Annotated in this window: 21 protein-coding genes and 4 pseudogenes; 10 read left to right on the plus strand and 15 right to left on the minus strand. The window is 35.4% G+C overall.

The genetic code is table 11. From position 1 onward, the window contains the following. Positions 1-162 precede the first annotated feature (162 nt). Positions 163-333 carry a hypothetical protein gene (locus ACIQLB_RS03760; RefSeq protein WP_400721071.1) on the plus strand — a complete coding sequence of 57 codons (171 nt, stop codon included), beginning with the start codon at positions 163-165 and terminating at the stop codon, positions 331-333. Between the two features lie 142 nt (positions 334-475). Here the strand turns inward: ACIQLB_RS03760 and sucD are convergent, their stop codons facing one another. The 6 genes and pseudogenes from sucD to ACIQLB_RS03790 all read right to left on the minus strand — a co-directional run bounded on the left by sucD (position 476) and on the right by ACIQLB_RS03790 (position 7,520). Beyond that, positions 476-1,378 (minus strand): succinate--CoA ligase subunit alpha, encoded by a 903-nt coding sequence (sucD, locus tag ACIQLB_RS03765; protein WP_400721074.1) that lies wholly within the window; start codon positions 1,376-1,378, stop codon positions 476-478. Between the two features lie 17 nt (positions 1,379-1,395). Continuing rightward, the gene (gene sucC, locus ACIQLB_RS03770) at positions 1,396-2,556 is read right to left on the minus strand and encodes an ADP-forming succinate--CoA ligase subunit beta (RefSeq protein WP_400721077.1); all 1,161 of its coding nucleotides are present in this window, start codon (positions 2,554-2,556) and stop codon (positions 1,396-1,398) included. A 162-nt stretch (positions 2,557-2,718) separates the two neighbouring features. Then, complete coding sequence (locus ACIQLB_RS03775; RefSeq protein WP_400721080.1) at positions 2,719-3,021, minus strand: EscU/YscU/HrcU family type III secretion system export apparatus switch protein; 303 nt, start codon at positions 3,019-3,021, stop codon at positions 2,719-2,721. Then, the gene (locus tag ACIQLB_RS03780) at positions 3,018-4,910 is read right to left on the minus strand and encodes a hypothetical protein (protein WP_400721083.1); all 1,893 of its coding nucleotides are present in this window, start codon (positions 4,908-4,910) and stop codon (positions 3,018-3,020) included. Before ACIQLB_RS03780 ends, ACIQLB_RS03775 begins: the two co-directional genes overlap by 4 nt. 327 nt (positions 4,911-5,237) lie before the next feature. Continuing rightward, positions 5,238-5,774 (minus strand): annotated as a pseudogene (locus ACIQLB_RS03785) (ribonuclease HII); the annotation flags it as partial. 750 nt (positions 5,775-6,524) lie between these two features. Continuing rightward, positions 6,525-7,520 (minus strand): DGQHR domain-containing protein, encoded by a 996-nt coding sequence (locus tag ACIQLB_RS03790; protein WP_400721086.1) that lies wholly within the window; start codon positions 7,518-7,520, stop codon positions 6,525-6,527. Between the two features lie 151 nt (positions 7,521-7,671). On the opposite strand from ACIQLB_RS03790, the gene ACIQLB_RS03795 reads away from it, so the two are divergent. Beyond that, entirely contained in the window at positions 7,672-8,025 is a 354-nt protein-coding gene (locus ACIQLB_RS03795) for a helix-turn-helix domain-containing protein (RefSeq protein WP_400721089.1), read from the plus strand. A gap of 179 nt (positions 8,026-8,204) precedes the next feature. Here ACIQLB_RS03795 and xerA read toward each other — a convergent pair whose 3' ends face one another. Continuing rightward, a complete protein-coding gene (gene xerA / locus ACIQLB_RS03800) occupies positions 8,205-9,047 on the minus strand; it encodes a site-specific tyrosine recombinase/integron integrase (protein ID WP_400721092.1) in 843 nt (280 codons plus the stop codon). A gap of 323 nt (positions 9,048-9,370) precedes the next feature. Here xerA and ACIQLB_RS03805 point away from each other — a divergent pair. Continuing rightward, positions 9,371-9,548: pseudogene (locus tag ACIQLB_RS03805) on the plus strand (IS3 family transposase); the annotation flags it as partial. Positions 9,549-9,615: 67 nt separating this feature from the next. Here the strand turns inward: ACIQLB_RS03805 and ACIQLB_RS03810 are convergent. Together ACIQLB_RS03810 and ACIQLB_RS03815 are read right to left on the minus strand one after the other, a co-directional pair. Continuing rightward, complete coding sequence (locus ACIQLB_RS03810; RefSeq protein WP_400721095.1) at positions 9,616-10,380, minus strand: SDR family NAD(P)-dependent oxidoreductase; 765 nt, start codon at positions 10,378-10,380, stop codon at positions 9,616-9,618. Positions 10,381-10,800: 420 nt separating this feature from the next. Beyond that, a pseudogene (locus tag ACIQLB_RS03815) lies at positions 10,801-11,286 on the minus strand (bclA protein); the annotation flags it as partial. A 910-nt stretch (positions 11,287-12,196) separates the two neighbouring features. Between ACIQLB_RS03815 and ACIQLB_RS03820 the strand changes: the two are divergent. Beyond that, entirely contained in the window at positions 12,197-12,349 is a 153-nt protein-coding gene (locus ACIQLB_RS03820; RefSeq protein ID WP_400721098.1) for a YjcZ family sporulation protein, read from the plus strand. A gap of 300 nt (positions 12,350-12,649) precedes the next feature. Beyond that, complete coding sequence (locus ACIQLB_RS03825; RefSeq protein ID WP_400721101.1) at positions 12,650-12,772, plus strand: YjcZ family sporulation protein; 123 nt, start codon at positions 12,650-12,652, stop codon at positions 12,770-12,772. Positions 12,773-12,948: 176 nt separating this feature from the next. Here the strand turns inward: ACIQLB_RS03825 and ACIQLB_RS03830 are convergent, their stop codons facing one another. Further along, positions 12,949-13,119 (minus strand): hypothetical protein, encoded by a 171-nt coding sequence (locus tag ACIQLB_RS03830; protein WP_400721104.1) that lies wholly within the window; start codon positions 13,117-13,119, stop codon positions 12,949-12,951. A gap of 203 nt (positions 13,120-13,322) precedes the next feature. Between ACIQLB_RS03830 and ACIQLB_RS03835 the strand changes: the two genes are divergently transcribed. Further along, positions 13,323-13,442 (plus strand): YjcZ family sporulation protein, encoded by a 120-nt coding sequence (locus ACIQLB_RS03835; RefSeq protein ID WP_400721107.1) that lies wholly within the window; start codon positions 13,323-13,325, stop codon positions 13,440-13,442. A gap of 1,018 nt (positions 13,443-14,460) precedes the next feature. Here the strand turns inward: ACIQLB_RS03835 and ACIQLB_RS03840 are convergent. Then, on the minus strand, positions 14,461-14,727 hold the full coding sequence (locus ACIQLB_RS03840) for a hypothetical protein (RefSeq protein WP_400721110.1): 267 nt from the start codon (positions 14,725-14,727) through the stop codon (positions 14,461-14,463). A gap of 346 nt (positions 14,728-15,073) precedes the next feature. Here ACIQLB_RS03840 and ACIQLB_RS03845 point away from each other — a divergent pair, with 346 nt between their 5' ends. Beyond that, on the plus strand, positions 15,074-15,619 hold the full coding sequence (locus tag ACIQLB_RS03845; RefSeq protein WP_400721113.1) for a collagen-like protein: 546 nt from the start codon (positions 15,074-15,076) through the stop codon (positions 15,617-15,619). A gap of 151 nt (positions 15,620-15,770) precedes the next feature. On the opposite strand, the gene ACIQLB_RS03850 is transcribed toward ACIQLB_RS03845, so the two are convergent. Further along, on the minus strand, positions 15,771-16,130 hold the full coding sequence (locus tag ACIQLB_RS03850) for a hypothetical protein (RefSeq protein ID WP_400721115.1): 360 nt from the start codon (positions 16,128-16,130) through the stop codon (positions 15,771-15,773). Between the two features lie 797 nt (positions 16,131-16,927). On the opposite strand from ACIQLB_RS03850, the gene ACIQLB_RS03855 reads away from it, so the two are divergent. The 3 genes from ACIQLB_RS03855 (at position 16,928) to ACIQLB_RS03865 (ending at position 20,512) form a co-directional block, all read left to right on the plus strand. Then, entirely contained in the window at positions 16,928-17,437 is a 510-nt protein-coding gene (locus tag ACIQLB_RS03855; RefSeq protein WP_400721118.1) for a DUF3231 family protein, read from the plus strand. A gap of 614 nt (positions 17,438-18,051) precedes the next feature. Then, positions 18,052-19,512, plus strand: coding sequence for a serine hydrolase domain-containing protein (locus ACIQLB_RS03860; protein WP_058844397.1), 1,461 nt, complete (start codon positions 18,052-18,054; stop codon positions 19,510-19,512). A gap of 472 nt (positions 19,513-19,984) precedes the next feature. Further along, the gene (locus ACIQLB_RS03865; protein WP_400721120.1) at positions 19,985-20,512 is read left to right on the plus strand and encodes an NAD(P)H-dependent oxidoreductase; all 528 of its coding nucleotides are present in this window, start codon (positions 19,985-19,987) and stop codon (positions 20,510-20,512) included. A 61-nt stretch (positions 20,513-20,573) separates the two neighbouring features. Here ACIQLB_RS03865 and ACIQLB_RS03870 read toward each other — a convergent pair whose 3' ends face one another. The 3 genes and pseudogenes from ACIQLB_RS03870 to ACIQLB_RS03880 all read right to left on the minus strand — a co-directional run bounded on the left by ACIQLB_RS03870 (position 20,574) and on the right by ACIQLB_RS03880 (position 23,174). Beyond that, the gene (locus tag ACIQLB_RS03870; RefSeq protein ID WP_400721123.1) at positions 20,574-20,942 is read right to left on the minus strand and encodes a winged helix-turn-helix transcriptional regulator; all 369 of its coding nucleotides are present in this window, start codon (positions 20,940-20,942) and stop codon (positions 20,574-20,576) included. Between the two features lie 635 nt (positions 20,943-21,577). Beyond that, positions 21,578-22,423, minus strand: a complete 846-nt coding sequence (locus ACIQLB_RS03875) for a DUF2785 domain-containing protein (RefSeq protein ID WP_400721126.1) — start codon at positions 22,421-22,423, stop codon at positions 21,578-21,580. Then, positions 22,420-23,174 (minus strand): annotated as a pseudogene (locus ACIQLB_RS03880) (alpha/beta fold hydrolase). Before ACIQLB_RS03880 ends, ACIQLB_RS03875 begins: the two are co-directional and overlap by 4 nt. Between the last annotated feature and the right edge of the window lie 110 nt (positions 23,175-23,284).

Below are 23,284 nucleotides of genomic sequence, written 5' to 3' on the forward strand. Positions count from 1 at the left end.
AAGAAATTAAATGACCGCATTTTTAATGACACAGCTTTTTTAGAAAAGGTCCTTTTAAAAAGTAAGTAGGAAGTTTTGCATCTCTTGAACACAATTCCGTTAGAAGCATTTGAAAGCCGTGTCTAAAGCAATGCCTCGGCATAATTGCGTCTGGAATCTGCTTTGTGCTTAGGCCTGCACGAGGGCCGACACGATGTCGGTCATTTCGGTAATGCCACAGGACGTGACGTTTTTACCGAGGGCCAACACGATGTTGGTCATTTCGGTAATGTCACAGGACGTGACGTTTTTACCGATGCAGGTCAGTTAGCCGTTATCGCATGGATGCGATGATTTTAGGCTAACATCCTCTAAGAACTCCTTTCTGATTCCATGACATCTGCCGGAGGCTTTAACTTCTTTCAGCGGGTGTCCAAACACCCGCTGAAAGAAGTTAAAGAAAAAGATGTAGCCACAATGTGCTACATCTTCCATTTTAATGGGTTTTACACTTTTCGTATAGCCCTTTTTCTTTAATTACTTTAATAAGTGTGTCACCAATGACAGATGGCGTTTCTGCTACTTCAATACCAGCAGCATTCATTGCCTTAATTTTCTCTGCTGCTGTTCCTTTACCACCTGAGATAATAGCACCAGCGTGACCCATACGTTTTCCTGGAGGCGCTGTTTGTCCACCGATAAAGCCAACGACAGGCTTCGTCATATTCGCTTTAATCCACTCTGCCGCTTCTTCTTCAGCAGTACCCCCAATTTCCCCAATCATCACAACTGCATATGTTTCGGGATCGTTGTTGAACGCTTCCAAAACATCGATAAAGTTTGTACCATTGACAGGGTCTCCACCGATACCTACAGCTGTAGTTTGACCAATACCAGCTTGTGTTAATTGGTGTACGGCTTCGTATGTTAACGTACCAGAGCGAGAAACAACTCCTACATGTCCTTTCGTATGGATATAACCTGGCATAATACCAATCTTACATTCATCTGCCGTAATAACACCTGGACAGTTTGGACCTACTAGACGTGTCTTTTTACCTTCCATATAACGTTTAACCTTAACCATATCAAGGACAGGAATATGTTCAGTAATACAAATTGTTAATTCTAATTCAGCTTCAACAGCCTCTAAAATAGCGTCTGCCGCGAATGGAGCAGGTACATAAATAACTGAAGTTGTTGCGCCTGTTGCAGCTACAGCTTCAACTACAGTGTTAAATACAGGCACTCCTTCGATTTCAAGACCACCTTTACCTGGTGTTACACCAGCTACAATTTTAGTACCATACTCAAGCATTTGCTTCGTATGGAAAAGCGCTGTTTCGCCCGTAATCCCTTGTACAATTACCTTCGTATCTTTATCAATAAATACAGCCATTGTTCTCCCTGCCTTCCTTAGCCTACTAGTCCCACAATTTTTTGTGCACCGTCAGCCATTGAATCTGCTGCAACGATGTTTAAACCAGATGCATTTAAAATCTCTTTTCCAAGTTCTACATTTGTACCTTCTAAACGTACAACTAACGGCACAGCTAAGCCAATTTCTTTGGCAGCTGTTACAACACCCTCAGCAATAATGTTACATTTCATAATTCCGCCAAAAATGTTTACGAAAATGCCTTTTACATGTGGATCAGAAAGGATAATTTTGAAAGCTTCTGTTACTTTTTCAGCCGTTGCACCGCCCCCTACATCTAGGAAGTTAGCGGGGCTTCCGCCATAATAGCTAATTGTGTCCATTGTAGCCATAGCAAGACCAGCTCCATTAACCATACAGCCAATGTTACCATCTAGAGAAATATAGCTAAGGTCATATTTTGATGCTTCGATTTCCTTTGGATCTTCTTCATCAAAATCACGTAATTCGACAATATCTTTATGACGATACAACGCATTTGCATCGAAATTAAATTTAGCATCTAATGCCACAACTTCTCCTTGTCCAGTTACAACAAGCGGATTTATTTCTACAATAGAAGCATCCTTGTCGATAAATGCTTGATACAAGCCTAGCATTAATTTAACAGCTTTCCCTACTAGGTTAGCTGGAATATTCATATTAAACGCCATGCGACGTGCTTGGAAACCTGTTAATCCAACAACAGGATCCACAACTTCTTTGAAGATTTTTTCTGGTTGTGATTCCGCTACTTCCTCAATATCCATGCCGCCCTCTTCAGACCCCATCATTGTTACACGGGATGTTGCGCGGTCTAATACTAAGCTTAAATAGTATTCTTTTTGAATATCAGAACCCTCTTCAATATATAAGCGTTTTATTTCTTTTCCCTCAGGACCTGTTTGATGAGTTACTAAAATTTTACCTAGTAATTCTTTTGCATATGTACGCACCTCGTCAAGGTTTTTAGCGATTTTTACGCCACCCGCTTTACCGCGTCCACCTGCATGAATTTGCGCCTTAACTACTGTCACGTTAGAGCCAAGTTCCTTCGCTACTTTCACTGCTTCATCAGGGGAAAAAGCAACTTTTCCGTTTGGTACAGCTACACCATATTTTCTAAGAATCTCTTTCCCTTGATATTCATGGATATTCATAATACATCCTCCCATCAAACATTTGCATAAAATTGTTTTACTAACATAATCTATTCTAACTAAAGATTCTGATAAAGTCTACACTTTGTCTTTTATTCATTTTTTATCTTTTAATATGACATTTTCTTCTGTTTCTTGTACTAAAACAGAGTTTTGCGAAAATCAGAATTCTTCGTTTTTTCTGTTTTTTTGCGCATGTTGTTGATCTAATCGATATATAAATGCAAATACCTCAGCGACAGCTTCGTACAATTCTTCTGGAATCGACTCATTTAAATCTAATTGTCCAAGTAATTGAACAAGGTTAGGATCCTCATAAATCGGGACATCGTGCTCATTCGCGCGTGCTAATATATTTTCTGCTATTTTCCCTTTTCCTTTTGCTACGACTGTTGGACTATCAAAACGTCCTAACTTATACGTGAGAGCAATAGCCTCTTTTCGAGTAAATTTTTCTTCACTCATATACGAAAATCCACCCCACTATGTTCCTCCTGCTGTTCTACTACAGGTTTTTTTTCAGGTTGGACTTTTTCATATTGTTTAATAAAAACACCTGAAAGTTGATACTCTTTTTCAGCTAGGCCTATTTTTAATGCTGCTTTTAATGGTTCTGCAAGCGGAATAATATCATTATTTTCATTAAATACTGTCACAGAAACTACACGATTTTGAACCTGCATATCAATAACCGTTTCTTTCATAGATTCCATTTGCAAATAAAATAATATACGTGCGTAATTGGCATCAATTTTACCGTCTTCCTTCATGCGTCCATTCCACTGTAATGTTGCATCCATTTTCTTGCCAAAGAATTCCAATGGTACTTGCATAATAAGCTGATGCTGATGGCCATTCTCCCCTGATGCTAGCTGCATGCCGTTCATACGCGCCATTAACATTTCGGCAGCTTCCTTCAGCTGCGGAGTAACATGTGTTTCCTGCAATAATGTATGTAGCTGAGGTTTTAATTGATGGGCAATCTGCTGTAAATCTGCTGACTTATTACTAAGTGTCGCTTCATAGCTAACTCCTAGATTTTTTAATACCGTTTTAAGTGCATGTTCCATTGCTTTACTGTCCATAGAATTTTGTACATGGGCATCTGCTTGCGTAACAATCTGCTGAATTATTGATCGCGGGGATTCAACACTATTTTTCATAAGGCTTCGCATGAATGCTTCGTTTTGTAGCGCCGTAGTGGCTTCATGCTTTAAAAGCGATAATAAATGGTCCTTCACCGAAAGAGTATTGGCGTCTTGTGTAAACAAACGCTCCGAAGAATTTTCTGCAAATGCTTTTATAAGTTGTTCTTGCATCTGTTTTGCAAAAATCTCTAGCGTTTGTTTAGTTGCTGGTAGCTGATTAAATCGATCGATAAGTTGATTTAATGACTGCTTTTGTTCATCGGTTAACAAGCTTTGATTCGCTGTCCATGATTTAAGCTGGTCAACTAGATGATTTATATTGTCAGAATTTGTCGATAAAATAGTTTGAATAACCTCTCCAGCCTGTTGAAGCTGATTTGACTGTATTGGCTTTACATCGCTGAGGCTAGACCAGTTTTGCAAGGTTGCCTGCTGAGGAAGTATCCCTGCCTCCTTTAAAATATTCATGGCTTGAATCTTGTCACTCATAGAAGACGCATTATTCGTTAATATTTGTATGGACTTGGCAAGTACTAAACTACCTGTTTCTACTTCAAAAGGCTTTGCAATTGCCTGTACCTGTTGCATTAGATTTTGCTTAAGGTTTTCTGGTAAAGCTATATCCTTCGTTAAAAGCTGCGTAAAGTTTTCCATTACAGAATTCATGCCAGTAGTTTTTTGTCCACTCATAAGAGCTTGAAAAACATCATTTGTCATCGGCATTTTAAACTCCACCATTTTTTGAATGGCTAACAGGGCATCCATTTTAGTAACGCCCTCTGGTAATGCCTTTAACCACATTTCCGCCTGCATCAGCTGCTCTTTTGAAATCGGTAGCTGTGCTTTCATAAAATGAGCTAAAAGCTGCTGCATTTCAGTTGTTTTTGGCAAATTCATTGATTCAAGTAGCTGATTAATTTGTTGACCTTGGGAAGCCGTTTGCGCCATGGGACCTGTAACAACTTTTAGTTCTGTTTGTGGGCTTGTACCCGTTACTTGAAAGAAATGGGCATCGCCTGCTTTTAGTGGAACTTCGAGTTTAGCAATAAACTTCTGATGGCCAACTTGTATTTCCGCCATTTGATCTGGATATAATTGTTTGATTGTTCCTTGAAATACTTGTCCTTGTTTTAAAGTAAGTGGCTGATTAGATGAGGTTAATGCAGTTTGTTGCATTTGAATCGGATTAACAGATGTGGCTGTCATATACGTACTCCTTTCATCAATTACTCCTTGGCGTAATTGGCTTCGATTTTTTTAACGTGGGGTTGATTTCCGCTCCGACTGGGCGCTTTCCTGGGGGCGTCCGATGAGCCGCAAGGAGTCGCCCAGTCTCCGCTCCAATCAACTTATCCACATGATATACGTTTTAACAAATGTCATTTCTAACTTTTGCTGATGTGCCTTTTTTATTTGCTATTATGTTTTCAAAATGACATCCGCGGAGCATTAACTTATTTCAGCGGATATTTGCACAATAAATATTTGTAGCTGTCGCTTTGCTTTCGCTACATAAAACATTGCTGAAACAAGTTAAAGCATTGACTTTATCGGCTCAAATGACTTGCGATGATGAGTAGTTGGACCGAACTCTTCAAGTGCTTTTAAATGCTGCTTTGTTCCATACCCTGCATGCTGAGCAAAACCATACATAGGGAATTCTTCGTCCAATTGATCCATATAATCATCTCGAGCTGTTTTCGCCAATATTGATGCAGCTGCAATAGCCAAGCTTTTCGCATCCCCTTTAATTATTGAATCCTGCGGAATAGAGATTAGCAGCGTCATAGCATCAACTAGCACATAATTAGGTTTAATAGATAACGATTCTACACTTGTTTTCATCGATTGCTTCGTCGCTTCGTAAATATTTAATTCATCGATTTGTTGTGCTGATTGGAAATGGATAAAATAACTTAATGCATGCTCCCTTATTAAAGCAGCATAGTTATTGCGTTTATCTTTTGATAATTGCTTTGAATCATTTAATCCGACTAGAGCCTCACAGTTTGCAGGTAAAATAACAGCAGCCGTTACTACTGGCCCCGCTAACGGTCCACGCCTTATTTCACTTTTTATACTCATACACATATCGTTTGAGTTACCCGAAAGATTTGATACCTTAGGATTTCCACCTAATCTATCTACTAATTTTTGTCTGAATACGTTATTTCAAACTTGTCTAAGTATAACTACTTGAACTCAGGTAATATTGAACTGTTCGTCATACTAATATGTATGACTTTGCTTAAAGTATCTAAGATAAATGTCTATTCTAGAATATGATTTAGTTCTTAGATTTTCCAACATAGTTCCTTTTAAAACTTTTTTAAAATACTCCATATTATTGTTTTTGATATTTCAATAACTTCATTTTACTTCTGGTCCATCAAGAGAGCAGTCACCCCAAAATTACTTCCTATATAATAGAGTAGTCTCTAAAATGCAAATTCTCAACATAATTTAAATTCTCCTTTAAAAGGGCAGTTCAAGAAAATGAGTATATCTCAGTGAAAATTCTTCATAATTAAAATGCCTAATTACTCAATATTGAAATTCTGTTATTCAATCATATCACTCGATTTATTGTTCACTAATAAATCCTGTTACATATTGTTATCTAGTATATCGGAAGAATTCTTGAATATGTAATGACAGTAAAAAATACACGCTATCTCTACAAAACTAAATAGCGTGTACTCTAATTTTATATTTTAATTAATTTTGCTCTAAATATCTCATTATTAAGTATGTCTTTTTTAATAACCCGACCTGTCCTTAAAATGGATTTACAGCTTTAAGGCTTTACAAAAATAAATGCTATTTTTTTATGCAATTCAAGATATCACTAGCTAAAACCTTAGATCCAGCAGCACCTTTTAAATATTTTAAATCACCATTGGAAAACCAATCAATCTCTTTTAAATTCATTAGTATCTGAGCTATTTTTACTGAATCGGGCTGTTGAGATTTGACTAAGTAATTGTCATTTATAATCTGATTACCTACTATGGCAAGTGCATTTAAACATGTGACATGGGTCATACGATAAAGTGAATTGTCTTCCCATTCATCAGGAAATAATTCTTTAATTGTATTGAAATAAAATAGACATAAATTAAGCTTTTTCTCTTTTGAAATTTTTTCAAGTGGCGATTTTTTTGTTAATAGTTTGACCATGCTATACAAATTTTGCAAGGTAATATTCTTTTCTTTACTTCGTTTCCCAGTGAGTGTACCTTTACTAAAAAATGGGCTTTCAGGTCTTAAAATCAAATTAGTTGCAACCCAACTAACATCATCATTATCACGATTTAAATAACGGCTTAATGACGTCCCGATTCCCTTAGCTTTTGTATTAATGACATCAAATAATTTTATTTCCTCATCGTCATCTAAATAATGGAATGCAAGAAAAGGCACGTTTAACATACTGTCGGTCTCACTAATATAATCTTTTATACCACCAAGACGATGTTGACCATCCATTAAGGTAGCCTTCTTCTTGCAAATTAGTCTTCCGAGATTTGGGCGATGTTTATCATAAGCATGAAATTCCCAATTACCCGCTGCATTTAATAAGATTGGTGTATATAGTGAATCTTCACCTTTAGATAAGTAATCTGCAAAATCTGAACAACGCTTCTTATTAATTGGTCGCTGATACCCCTTTCCAGAAGGATCATTATATAACTTAGAATATGAAAAAGTAACTGCTACCTGTGAAGATACAAATCCCTGATAGGCTACTCTACCACGCATTTTAGATTGGATTACATTTTCAATCGCAATATTAGATGGTAAATTATTACTCATTTTTTCACTCCTTTTATTAAAAGTAACATCATTTTAATACTAAAAGATGATATAAATCAATTAAAATTAACTTAAAAGTTATATTTTTTATATTTAATTGGTATGTGATGTTTATTTAACCTCACCTAGTCTAAAAGTGAGGTGATTAAATATGGATTTAACAAAAAGAGTGGGAATGAATATACGTACAATAAGAAAATCTCAAAATATGACGATTGATGAATTGGCCGAGAAATGTGATTTTCAATCCCCATATTTATCAGATGTTGAGCGTGGAGAAAGAAATATTACTTTGCAAACTTTAAATAGAATTTTAGATGCTCTACAAGTAGAACCAGGTAGTGTCCTTATTCCTGATAGTAGTAAGACAACTGAAGAACGAGAAAATATAAAAGAAGAACTTTTAAAAATTTTATTTAATACACTAGAAGATAAAGATGAAGGTGATATACGAATGTTATTAAATATTTCGAATGAGATATTTGGGCGATTTAATAAAAACTAAAAAGCAGCTTGTGAATTTAAATCACAAGCTGCTTTAAATGTATATATATAAAATACAATGCACAAGCCATACTAAAATTCTCGATAAAATATCTGTTTGCTTTATTGCAAGAATATGGCCTTATAACAGAAAAGACACGCACTTTTACATGGGTGTCTTGAATTACTAAGAGTTTAATTTTAAAAGTATTTACTGTAATAATCTTGTCTTAGTTTTCCGCTTAACTGAGCATATATCTTTGTAGTCTCACTCTTTTCATGCCCAAGTAAACTTTGGATGACATCTATTGGCGCACCGTTATTAATCATATGCGTTGCATAGCTGTGTCGTAATTGATGCGGACGTATACTCTTTTTTATTCCAGCCCGATTTGATACGCGCTTAATAATATATCTTAAATTATCAATGCTCATACGCCTTTTAGGCTTTCTGTTCGTAATAAACAAACAAGGATCTTCATCCTCTCGTTCATCTAAATACCTTTTTAACCAAATGGAGCAGCGAGTATTAAAGTATACTTCTCTTTCTTTATCACCTTTCCCTTGTACAATGACGGAATTTGTTCGAAAATCAATATCTTCACGATCTAATTTTACTACCTCCCCAATACAGCAACCGGTTGAATACATAAATTCAAATAGCGCATTTTCCATCGTTGTTTGGCAAGCTTCCCTTAGATGTTCAATCTCTAATTCTGAGAGAAACTTAGGAATTCTTTTACCTAATTTCGGCTCTTTCAATTTAGCAGCAGGATTTTTTAGAATATATCCCTCTTCATGTGACCATCTAAATAGTGATTTAACACAACGAATCCTATGCCCTAAACTAGAAGGCTTTAAGTGATTTCCTGACTGTATTAAGTATTCTTTTAATTTTTCTGTACTAAATCCGTTCATATCAATATCACCAAAAAACCGCAATAAAAGATTGTATTGAAAACAATATGTTTTTAATGTAAGTGTTGAATATCCCTCGATTTTTTTATCTTGTTGGTATTTTTTCCACGCCTCGGATAATAACATTTATCTTTCACTCTCCTTCTAAGGTTAAATCTAGTATTCTATATTCTATTATGTTCAGAGAGAGGCTTTTTCATACAGTGATTATTCAATAAGCTAAGATATTGATAATTTCTAAAGTCTTTTTAACCAGTTAAAATTAGAAAAGGGGCCTTCCCCTTTTTCCAGGAAAGCGCCCGATTGCGGAAGACCATGCCGTACAAAGTTTGAAAAATAATTATATTTCCGATTGATGGGAATAGATAAATCCATTCTGTTTCTTGTAATCCAGAACTGGATTTTCCCCTGTAAATGGAGCCAGTCGTTCAACATTCTTCCGTAATGAAGGACTATTAAAATCTGAACTATTTTATCATCAAAAATTTGAAAGTATGGAACATTTCATTTCAGAATTGGAGAAGGTGGAGAAGTACATTTACTATTTACAATAACAAACCAATTAAAGGAAAATTAAAAGGAATGAGCCCTGTCCAATACAGAGTTCATTCCTCAGTAACTGCTTAAAATATGTGTCTAACTTTTTGGGGTCACTTCATTTGAAGTTCCTTATAAATTCGTTATCTTACAGATGCTATAGATGAGATCCTCCACTTGCATCAAGCAATTGACCAGTTACCCAACGGCTGTCCGAGGAAGCAAGAAAGGCGGCAATATCTGCCACATCCTCGGGTTCTCCCCATCTGTTGAAGATTGAAAGACCAGCCGCATATTTTTGTCCATCAAGGTTTTCCAAAGTCTCAGCATTCATCTCTGTATTAATAATTCCAGGCTGGATGGCGTTTACCGTAATATTACGGCTCCCTAGTTGTTTGGCTAGAAGACGCGTAAATGTATCGATAGCACCTTTGGACATACTGTACGAGAAGACACTTGGCGAAGCTGCACGTGTCACAAAAGATGAAATATTAATAATACGTCCTCCATCTTTTAAACGTGGCAAAGCTTGCTGAGTAACAAAAAGTGGTGCTTTAACATTAATCTTCATTACCTCGTCAAATGATTCTTCCGTCGTCTCTTCTAAACTGATAATTTGACCAATTCCAGCATTGTTGACAAGAATATCGAATCCGCCACCGCCCATATATTCCCGAATAGTATCATCCAAAGTAGTAAATAAATCTTGAATACCATCTAGAGTACTAAGGTCAGCACCAATCGCGCAAGCATTTCCTCCGCTTTGTTCGATCTGGTGAACAACTGCTTCTGCCTCATTACGTCTTTTCCCGTAATGAACGACTACAAAGGCTCCCTCTTGTGCCAGACGCAATGCAATACTACGGCCAATTCCTCGACTTGATCCTGTAACTAAAGCGATTTTACCTGTTAACTTACTCATGCTTCCATCTCCTTGTTCAAACATAGTTATATTACATAGAGAATTATATCAAGGAACATTATTTGAAATGTTGCTCTCCTATTCTGTTTCAAGGGGGTGTTTCGTCGCAACTTTATTTTAAACATCGTATCTTTTTTATAAACATAGCAACACTTTATTTCAATTCTACAGTTATTCAATAATATGGCCCGATTGTTGAACAACAAGTTAAATAACACTATTCAACTAAACTGCGCCGTTAGTTGAAGAAGAAAAAGATGGGATCTCTGTGGATTCCCATCTTGAAGTAAAGCACCCCGTTAGCCATCCATGAAGCGCAAAAATAAGCTCTTCACCACAGAAAACGAAAGATAATTAAGTTCTTTCATGGGAGTTCAAGAATAAACTACTTACTTAAATATTTGTTTTAATCATTACTAATTAATTTGTCTGCCCTACGGCTACAATTTTGCAAGTTGAAATTGCAAATCTAAAGATTGGCTGATTAGGGCTTATTGGTAGAGTACCTAGCACAATACCAAGACCTGTTTGTTCCACGTTAAAATCTACCGCAGTAGATCCATTACTTGCCAAAAGATTTACTGTTGAACCAATAAGTGTATTCAGCAATTGTCTAATTGGCCGTTCGCGACAATTGCATTCACATCCGGAATCAACAGGTGGCAACAAATTGATAGTAGGTCCTGGTGGGAAAAAACCTACCCCTGTTACATCAGAAATATTTACTACATAGGTTGTAGTTCCGTTTGTAACAGTAACTAAAAAATCATTCACCTCAACAATAGTGAATAAAAAAAGGAGAGGAGGTACATTAGGTGCATCTGCAATAGTACCAAGAATTACAGTTTGCCCAACAAGTTGTTGTAAGACGGACTGAAGTGGAGAAACACAACAGTCACAAAGACACGAAGAGGCTGGGACTGAAGGACAACAAGCATCAATTGCTGTGTACTTAACCAACGGACAAAATCTGTTAGGTTTTATTCTAGTGATTTTCTTTTTTTCAGACAAAATATCACCTCATTATTTCTTATAGAATATGCTTTTACGAAATACGAGATTGGGTTAAAACCTACTCAGGTTCTTATTGAACAAACCTGCTCCGTTAGTTTAAGTACATTTCTTCACAATCTTTAAAGTAATATTAACATAAATATCCAATAAGAAATCCACTAACCCCTAAGAATCTAATGGATTTTAGGAATGGCTTTATATTTCACTTATAACCAAACTTTGTAACCCCATTGGTTACTTTGAAACTCTTCCAAGTGTTGTTGTTTAGTTACCATATTACAAATAGACAAAAATCTTCTGCTGTGGACTATTAGGTAGTCTCTTGCCTGTTGAGTTACATATATGTCTGCCAACACTCGGTGTAACGAACGCCTACAAAAGAATCTCACATTTAACCTATTTACGTTTTATATCTTGATAATAGAAAGTGTTTCCATTGTATTTGAAGTACAAATTGCACTTATTTTTACCTTTTTAAATGAACGTGATAAATTTTTTGCACGCTTCTTTACTCATTGTTCAACCCACTACAATTTACTTTGTAATATCTATTTGTTTATTTACATACAATGGATTCGGGATAGCAAACTCTCACCTCGCCCATGTTTTTTTTTACATTGCTGTCCCACCATTGCAAAATTAAAAGCCATACCCTTTTGGATATGACCTTTAGTTAACAATATTTTTAACATCATTAAAAGGAGCAATCCCATCCTAATTCTAAAAATATTTTCAATAGGATGAATACCTCCTTCACTTTCTATAACTATACATATTATAGAAATAGAAAGGAGGTATATACATGGGATACTTCGGAAATAATTTAGGCAATTACAACAACAATTGTTGTTACGGAGGTTATAACGGCGATGGCTATGGTGGCGGTTCCTCATTCGTCCTAATTGTTGTTCTATTCATTCTTTTAATTATTGTCGGCGCTACTTTCTTGTATTAATCTCAAAACCTCTTTTGTTCACAACATAGGAATAAATAATAGGATAAAGTTAATTAGCCATACACCTCCTTATTTTTTTAGGGTCACTTTTACCAGAGTGATCCTTTTCATTTTAACCTTCCTGATATTGATTAGAAATCAGGTGAAAGTCTATCAGACTGTTCTTCGTTGTATTCTCAATGTCATAACATTTTTTCCAATTTATAAGACTTTATTTTTGTAAAATAGATAAATATCGCAATTCCTTTTGACAACTATTCATATTATAGATTATAGATTATAGAAAGGAGGGAAATTATTATGTCTCAGGAATTTGGTGGTTATGGTGGTTATGGTGGCTGGGGTGGCGGTTCAGCATTTGCGCTACTTATTGTTCTATTCATTCTTCTGATTATTATCGGCGCTACTTTCATGCGTTATTAATACCCAATACTGCCTCTAATGCTCATAATTACTAGGGTACTCCTACACCTTCAAATCTTTACTAAGGGTCACTATCCTCCGTGTGACCCTTTTAAATATTTTTCCTCTTTCAATGTCATGCTCAACCATTTTAAGCATCATAAAAAGCCACGCTCATATGAACATGACTAATATTCTCATTGTGAATAATAATCTTCCCTTTCAGCTTCCGCCCTCAGGTCAAGATTATAATCATCAATCGCATCTTCGATTTCTTTCTTCATTTGTAAAGCCTGTTCTTCATATTCAGTACCTTTAATTACTTCAATAAAACATTCGATTGATTTTAAAATAGATTCAGTATCCATTTGATTCACCTTCCTTTAAGCATAATAAAAAGCCATACCCGATTGGATATGACTTAGCTAACATCTATTATTTTTTCTTGATAGTGTATACCTATTTTTAACATATTTATTTTTAAACATTTTTCTAACGCATCCTAAGATAAATATCGCAATCCTTTTTGAAAACTATACATATTATATATTATAGAAAGGAGGGATATTTTATGGAATACTGCGGAGAATTTCGCGAAGAGCGTCGCGAACGAAACCCATTCGCTTTAGTCGTTGTTCTATTCATTCTTCTGATTATTGTCGGCGCTACTTTCATGAATAGAGGTTATTAATACCCAATATCGCCTAAAATGCTCATAACCATTGTAAGGTAATACCAATTTAACCTTACACCTCCAAATCTTTACTAAGGGTCACTATCCTCCGGGTGATCCTTTTAAATTTTCCTCTTTCAATTTCAACTCAACCTCCTAAGGTATAATAAAAAGCCACGACTCATTGTGAGTGTGACCTTTATGTATTACTTATTCGCTTTAACATATCTTAGTGTCTTTAAGTATACATGCCATTTATTAATTTCCCATCTACCTATATCATAGGATAAATGGAACGGATTGTCATTACAAAAAGAGACTACCAATTTAGTAGCCTCTCATACTTGTTTTCGAAACACACGTACAAGCGAACGTGTTTGTTTTTATAAGGCAGTTTTGTTTACGCATTTCCGTGTGCTTTTTGATACTACTATCATATAACGGATTTTCAATAGTTAACATGCATTGTACTGAACTACACATCATGTTAAGTTACTAAGTCGTGTGCATATTCAATCATACGTTTAATTTGAGCATGCTTGTTGTAGATATATCTTGGACTGTAATTAAGCTCCTCAGCTATATTAGCTGGATAGCATGTATTAATGTTTCCACCGCTTCATATTATATCTAACTAAAAAGGTTCTTTGGTTCATGCTCCTAGTGTATCGAGCGTAACAAAAGTATCTTTTTGAATACATAAAATCCAATACCACCTCTAATGCTCATACTTATTAGGATAATCTTCCTTACACCTTCACAACTTTCATAATTGGAATATAAATTACCCTCATCACACAGAATAATAAAAAGGTGGTGATAAAAATGAATTTAAAGTTGGTAATAAAACCATCCTTTAACCAGCTAATAATTCTTTTGCTTTTAGTAAAAATTCTCTTCTTCTAATAAAAATTAAGAAGATGACGACACTTGAAATAAGTGTTGTCACACATTAAATAAAAAAATACATAATGATTGTTTTGCTTTATGCATAATAAAAAGCCACACCTATTTGGATGTGGTATGGTCTAGATTTTTATTCAGGTGTTGATGTCTCGATGGTTTCACCGTTATTACAAATAAGACACTTAGCTTTAAATTCTATACTCGTTGAGAGTTTCTGCAACATACTTAATTCCTTAGCCAACTTTTCAATTTCAACCAATCCATCACTTGGCATTTTAGTAATAACCAGCTCAAGTTGTTTTAATGACTGTAGAATTAATTCTATATTCTCCTTATATTTTCCTAAAATATTCTCAGTATCCAATACCTCACCCTGACTGTTTGCGTTTTTAAGCATTTGGTTGACTCTTCATCTCTATCTTAAAGTCATCATTATGGTGCGGTCTTTGTCACATGAGATATTGATAAACATCTTAAGACATAAAACCATCTCATGAATTGGATTTAATTAGCACTATTGTAAAGGTGTTTAACTTATTTAGCAATTTTTAATAAGCAGTATTGTACTTTGAATCTCTTTTATTTTCATCTTGTTTCTTTGTTCATTTTTGACTCACTTCCTCAGAACAATAATCTCAAAATGTGCAGTAACTTAATATTTATAGATTAAATAGTAGATTGTAGCCGATTGCCCTTTACTCCATTTTTTGCACGAATAAAATACTACAAATGGAGGTGGAAAAATGGATAACTGTAGTAACTGTAATAAACGTTCTTGCTTATGTGGAAGCCAAATAGGGCCTTTCACAGCTGTCGAATTCTGTGGAATTGCTGGCGCCACTCCAGTAACACCACCCACAACATGTAGTGGATTATGCGAATACGGATATATATATAATTTAAGTGCTGAAGTTGTAGCTATAGAGGCTGATATTATTTTTGATTCAACAGGCATAGTTACACCTGGAATTACGCACGTTCCTGGAACCTCTCAAATTTTTGTTACCACACCAGGAATCTATGAGGTTACTTTCATCGTATCAGGTGTTGAACCTAACCAATTCACACTATTCTTAAATGGTGCACCGGTTACGGATGCTGTCTATGGCTCAGGGGCTGGCACTCAACAAAACACTGGTCAGGCATTAATTTCTATAGCATCCGGCGATATTCTTACACTTAGGAATCATTCTTCTGCCGCAGCAGTTACCCTGCAAACCTTGGCGGGCGGCACACAAATAAACGTAAATGCTTCTATTATCCTTAAATTGTTAAGTCCAATTGTCTAGAGATAAAATACACAGTAAAGATACTCTTGGTTTCAAAACTTCAAAAGAATAGATTTTGTAGTTAGGAGTGATTAACCTCTAGCGCAGGAATTACTCCTCTTTTCTTTTCAGATCTATGCACCCTTCCTGTATATTTTCTTTCTAAAACGTGTTAACAACTGTAATTAATTTGCAAAGCTTTATTTTCATTTATTGGATAAATAATTGTTCCCGAAAACCAATCATCACAATGTTGAGTTTGTTGTATATAATAATCATCTTGTTTTTTAAATGTAGAACCATCAGTTAATTCAGTGTAAACATCATCATCTTCTTTAACTTCTTTATAGTCTACAATTGCAGAATTTCCCCAACTAACGTCAGATAATTCTTCGATCAATCCATTTATATAATCAATTGTTTGTTGCATAAAGAACCATTCCTTTCTATGCATTTTCTTTCCTATGGACAGTTCACTTTGTGCAAAATGCAAACTACATATATCATATCTAGAAGAGTATAAAAGAGGCATATTGCTTCCCTCCTCGAAGGATCGCTGAAGGACCAGCAGTGATCCTTTTTTTATTTTTTAGGTCAATTAACTATACAAACTTAGTTATCGAATCATATAAATAGTAGTGTTAAGCAAATACGCTTAGCAATCCCACAATTGCGATCACACCATAATTACTATTTAGTCATTTCTTTTTAAGGAGATGGCTCTTTTTTTCGTCCTTTTCTGACATTTTTATAGTGTTATAAATATTTTAAAATCCCATTACATACATTAGTTTCGGGATAGCAACCTGTTGCATTGCATCGCCCCAAGTTGTTATGCACAACGCTATCCCACTATTACATAATTACCTTTCCAAACATTTTTCCGAGCTGTAGGGTGTGATGATGCGGCTTTTTTAATGTATAGGTAACCTTAATTTGCATACATTAAAATTGAGTGTATCGCACGCACTTATAAAGGCTGTGGAGTTGGTTGACCGTCACGGCTTTTCGTCATATTGTACAGAAACACACGCTGTAGCTTTTTTAAATGAATAAATTCCCTTAAATCTGTACATTCTAAGAATGTCTTAGATGTATCAAACTAACTAAAGACTGTGGCGTTGGCGAGCGCCGCAGTTTTTTATTGCATTTATAAATGTAATATGTACAAATACTTCTTTTTCATCTCAAAACATAAATCTTTTATTGATTTATAGTTGGTCACACTCTAAGTGACCCTTTTTTATTTCTTAAAAAACGAATTATTTTTCATTTTACACCCATACTATCCATGTTTAAAAATGTTCAAATAAGAGAGGAAGTGCAAGTATGGGAATACTTAGTGGAAACCCTAAAGACGAACCATTACACTACGGTGAAGTATTTAGTATCTGGACACATCTTACAGTGAATTATGGCTTCATAGCTGGGTATCAAACATTTTACAACCATTCTGGTGATGAAGATTTAAGAAAAATTATAGAAGATATCATCGACACTTGTAGAGAAGAAGCAAAACAGTTAGAAAAAATATTAAAAACTAACGGCGTTGCTCTGCCTCCTGCACCACCAGAGAGACCTGTTGCACGAATTGAGGATATTCCTCCTGGTGCAAAATTTAATGATCCAGAGATTAGTGCTGCTCTAACAGGTGACATTGCTGCTGGTCTAGTTACATGTAGCCAAGTAATGGGTATGTCAACTAGAGAAGACATTGGACTAATGTATGGTCAATTCCATACAGCAAAAGCTCAACTCGGCGCTAAACTACTACGTCTTAATAAAACTAAAGGTTGGTTAGTGCCACCGCCATTACATGTAGATTATCCAGAAAAGTAAAAATGATTTACCTGACTAACCGTCTCCCCAGTATTACACTGGGGTTTTTTTGTTTCCTTTTTATCTTCAAAATTATTTTCGGAACCCCATCTGTAATACAAAAAAAGATTCTTTTGATGCATATCTTCAGTGTACCAAACGCCAACAAAGGAATCTTTTTAAATACATAAAAAATCAATGTTATATTCATAACTTTTCTTTCATTGAAAACAAAAAAGCTTAGGAACAACTTTTAATTAAAAGTCAAGTTATTTTCTACTGTTAAAGATTTAACAACATGACAAATAGAATGTTACACATTATAATAGCTTTTTGCAGAATTAGTTGAAGGACTAATTCTGCTTTTATTTTTTATATAGATGTAGCTTTTTAATAAAGTTCGATTAAAAGTAAGTTGCAAACGCTGATTTTATACAGAAAGAAACCAACTGTTTTGAAACAAAGTTTGATTATTTCGGGATGCGAATATTCAATTAAAGCACCCGTTAGTTTAAGTGTAACTCTTCACAATTACTTGATATTATATAGTTAAGTAGAAATATAAATTAGAATTTAGTTTATAGTTATAAAAATAAGTTTTTTATACTCTTATAATTCTTCAAAAAGGAGAGTTTATGAAAAAGACTATTGTTTTTGTATTAACGATACTTATATTATTCTCGGGATTCGCAACACAAAGTTATGCGTTGTCAGATTCGAAATCTGTGGCAATACAAGCGTTGCTAGATGATGCCTCTCGTACATCAGGTGTGCCTGGAATGTCAATCTCAATACTTGCTAATGATGAAGTGTTCTACTTTTCTTCTGGGTATGCAGATCTTGAAAAGGGGTTGTCTGCAAGTGAAAATACACTCTATGAGTTGGCCTCGGTGAGTAAAGCTTTTACTGGTATGGGGATTCTGCTATTGGAAGAGCAAGGGCTGCTATCAATGACTGACCCTATCCAAAAATATTTACCTTGGTTTACGTTAAAGTATCAAGGTAAACCTGTTGATATGCAAAGCCTTACACTAAATAACTTCCTTCACCATACCAGCGGCTTAACAAATATTAGACATACTCAAAATATTCCACAAGGCAATACGCCTGATATGTTGCAAAAGACTGTGGAAACGCTGGTAGATGCTGAATTGGCGTTCTCTCCCGGTGAACAATATAACTATGGAACCGTTAATTATGACGTATTGGGTTTGGTTATTGAGATTGTATCACGACAAAGCTATGAAGACTTTATGAGGGAACAGGTATTTCTACCCTTAGGTCTTCACCAGACGTATGTTTATAAAGAAGATGCTCAAGCCACTGGACAGTTAGCACAGGGCTACCGTTCTTCCTTTTTCATAACAACTCCATTTAATGCTCCGGATTATGCTGGGAATAAACCTGCCGGCTATATCATTTCTAATACAAAAGATATGGCGCGTTGGATGGGCATACAGATGGGTATCGTGCAGGACATACCCGAAATATTTCACAGGGTTATCGAAAAATCACATAGGGGTGATATGTCTGTTTCGGCTGTCAACGATATGTATTATGCGGCAGGTTGGTCGGTAAACGCCGAACAAACGTTTATAGAACACACTGGGGGTAATCCGAATTTTAGAACCGAAGTAGCCATACTGCCAAATGAACGAACAGCCATCTGCTTACTGAGCAACGGCGCAAATACCAATATAAACCTGGTACTAAAAGTTAAAGATATATTAGACGGCAATCTAACTCAGTCATATGAGATAAGCGGCACACAGCTTTTGGACATCATTTTGTCGTCTACCACAATTATTCTTTGCCTATTGGCCGTTCTGTTATTTCTCTTAGGATTAAGAAAAAGGAAAACGAATGAGCAGCAGCCAATTACAAAAAAGAGAACAATCGTAACAATTATTTTCCTAATCGCTACGATTGCCCAGTGTATAATGTTTTTTGCCTTCGATTGGTCAACGATACTTATTTGGCAAACATATAGTGTTCTTACAGCTTTGATTTCGTCAACATTATTAACAGCAAGCATTACTTGGTATATACTCACCGATAAGATGCCTCGCTCCGAAAATAAGTATAATGTTAAGTAATTAAATTCCACTTTATCAATATTCTTAATTAAAAAAACATAAGACACCTCGGTGTCTTCTTTAATGTCATCGACACTTCTCCTAGTTAAACCCACTTGCTATTTCTTCCACTAACCTGCTCCGTTAGGTGAATAAGAAAAAGATGGGATCTCTGTGGAATCCCATCTTTAAGTAAAGCACCCCGTTAGCCATCCATGTAGCTCAAAAACCAGCGCTACACCGCAGAAAATGAAAGTTGATTACGTTCTTTCATGGGAGTACACAATCTTTTCACATTACGTATGGTGACCTGAGAATGCAGCTATTCTACTTTGTGGATAATAGGTTCGCTGGTCCTCCCTTATAGAAAAATTTTTTTATGACTGATTTAACACTTACCTTTATGTAAGTACCTGTAATAAAAGTGCGTACTTACATATTTTTAGCTTGGACTTTACAATAAAAATGAAATCAGCTTAAGGAGGAAAAAACATTGAAAACTCTTGTTATCATAACACACCCAAGCTTAGAAACATCTGTTGTAAATAAGCGATGGGTAGAAGAATTAAAAAAATATCCAGAAAAATATACTGTACACGAATTGTATAAGGTATATCCTGATGAGAACATAGATGTGGAAAAAGAACAAAAATTGATTGAAACTCACGGGAACCTTGTTTTCCAATTCCCTGTATATTGGTTCAACTGTCCTCCACTCTTAAAAAAGTGGATGGATGATGTTTTCCTTTATGGATGGGCTTATGGTTCAAAAGGAGATAAATTAAAGAATCGTAAAGTTGCTTTAGGGGTATCTGCCGGAATCAAAAATGTGGATTATAGTGAAGCTGGAAGATACCATTATACACTTGAACAAGTGTTGCGTCCGTTTGAGACGACAGCCATCTATTGTAAAGCAGATTATCGTTCGTTCTTTGCGTTTTATGGAGCAGAATTTGAGCCATCTGTAAGTGAAATAGAAAAAAGCACTCAAGAGTATCTAAATTTCATTAATAATATGTAATAGGTAACTTTTATAAAAATTAAAATAAGAAGTACCTTCTAAACAAGAAGGTACTTCCTTTTTACACTATGCCTATTTTGTTACATTCTAGAGATTGAAAATTATTTTTCTCTCCCCAATCGCACATCATATCTAACAATGGAATAAGTGAACAACCACGTTCAGATAATGAATATTCAACTTTTGGAGGTATTTGGGGAAATTCTTTGCGTATAATAAGACCATCTTCCTCAAGCTCTTTTAACATAACACTTAGTGTTTTAAAGGGAATAGTCTCAATACATCGCTTCAGCTCATTGAACCTCATAACCTTATTTTCAGACAACCAATACAAAATAATCATTTTATATTTACCACCTATTAAGGATAACGTATATCCAAAACCAGTGTTTTTTAGTTCTACGCCAGTCGGAACACAGGTTTCTCTCACAATCCCCACTCTCCTTCTAATAAGAATATCCATCAATATGAATACTTTATAGTAAATTACTTTGCAATCTTATCACAAGAATATAAAGATCACTATAAAATTTTGTTATATCTTTAATTCGAATAAAAATTTTAACAAAACACCCCTGTTAAAAAACTTCTTCTTTATTCAACAATCTGGCCCTTTAATTGAGGAAGGCGCATTACTTATTAAAGAAATGCGCCCTTTAATGGAATAACTTATATTTATCTTCGTTCCACATTTATAGAACAAAAATTAGCACTTGATCTACTTTTGATGACATGCAATTAAAAATCCAAAATTATATATCTTCAAAATAAAATCCATAAATGTGACCGCACCGCAACCATTCGTCACCCCATAAAAATTGATGCACGTGGTTTAGCTTTATAATAAAGATTGTTCAAAATAATACCTAATAGCGTTGATAACCAGGCAAAAAGAAAGAGCATGTTTTAAAAAAGATTAATCAAAACATGCTCATTATATATTTTATGGAATCATTCTTTTATAAAAAAGTTTGATTATTTCTATAATATTTCCTCCGTTAATAAGCGCTTTAATGGAGGAATAAACCAGTAAATCCCTCAGCCAAATCCATGGATTGGGATCCTTTAACTGATAGAAAACCTGTTTAATTTTGCCTCAGTGCCAAGTATGGCAGTATTAAGCTCATTCCCTCGGCTATCTTGTCCCCTTCTGAAATAGAGACTGCGTAAAAAATTCTTGCTGTTCACGCGAGCAATCACCTGACTGCGACTTCTCGGCAAATTGCAGCATTGCGCTAAGCAGCTAATCCAATCAGCAATTTCTTGATGTGGAAGTAACTCTTTGTCAATCATCGTATCCACGATATTGACCAACCGCTCATCATCTTCATCACTAAAAATATGTATTCCATTATGTAGCATGCCAGAAATAGCGACAAGAACCTCACGTAGCATTGCAACGCTGCTCTCCTCGCACTGCACCAACTCAACAAAAACATCTGCACCGTGTGATGCGCCGTGAGCCCAGCCTCCTACTGAAAGGTAACCCCGTAAATCCTTCTCCTCATTGTAATAACGGAGCATTTCTTGCATTAATTGCTCAATTTCTTCTTGATTTAAAAATGGATTCTGTCTGTGGCGTTGTATAATCAAAGCGATAGGCAAGGCAGAAAACGTCCTTGTAAAAACTGACTGATCATCCTCGCTGCCAATATTATAGAACAAATGGTTCTCATCAGTCAGAACAGTTAAGAGACTACGCAACTCCTCATCACTGAACCTATTCTCTTCCTTAATCCACATATAAAACATCGGATAAATCAAGTTATCCCGCAATTCTGGCTGAGGATCGCCGATATATTGAAGTAACAAAGGTAAGAAATCTTGATGCTGCTCACCTTCGCCTAACTGATACTCATTCTCCTCAATTCTTTGCAAATCCTCCATAAGTTTCAACCTTATATCGCTCACTTTTCCATCCCCTTTAACATTAATAAAATCTCTTCTATTACAATATCAGGCTCATCATTATGTATATAATGTCCACTACGACTAGCAATCTGGAACTTACTTGACGTTGACAGCCATTGGAACTCTGCTTGTAGACTTTGTTCAATTTCTAATATTTCTTGAGAGGGCCATCCATCTTCATTATTATCGGGTAAACCTCTTGTAATAATTGAGAGAGGGATGTCACTTTGTTTTGAATAATCAACAATTTGCTTATAACTCTGTATTTTATCAATTTTCTCACTATTCAACATAGGATTCTCGAAATATTCCCTATTTCCTGCAAGTAGATTTCTGGTAGAACCTTTTCATAGGCAAGTTCTTTATATTCCGGTGCAGCGTCAACCAAAACCATACCACAGATGTCTAGCGGATAAAGACTGGTATACAATCTGGCGACCAATCCACCAAAGGAATGGCCTACTAATATATAGGGCTTCTCCACGTCAAGCGCTTGCACCAATTCGGAGAGCTCCTCAACAAGATCACAGCAAGTTCTCGGGACAGCTACGTCTTGACTCCTGCCAATACCCGCCCTGTCATAGGACAAGGTTGACGTTTCATCCGATATTCGGTCTTGGACCTTTTTCCATGTTTCATGGCTATCGCCTAACCCTGCAATAAAGATTACGCTGGGTGTATTTTTACGATATTTATTGAACAGTATACGCCTATCATAAAAATTGATTATCTTTTTATGTTGTATAGTCACTTTTAATCACCTAATTAAATTATAAGCTTTACATTATTATTTCTACAATAAAAAAAGGGCCGTTTATGAAACTAAGTAATAATTTTCTAAAGTCCTCCGTTAGTTAAAGT

Source organism: Lysinibacillus sp. NPDC092081 (genome assembly GCF_044755845.1).
GTDB lineage: Bacteria > Bacillota > Bacilli > Bacillales_A > Planococcaceae > Lysinibacillus.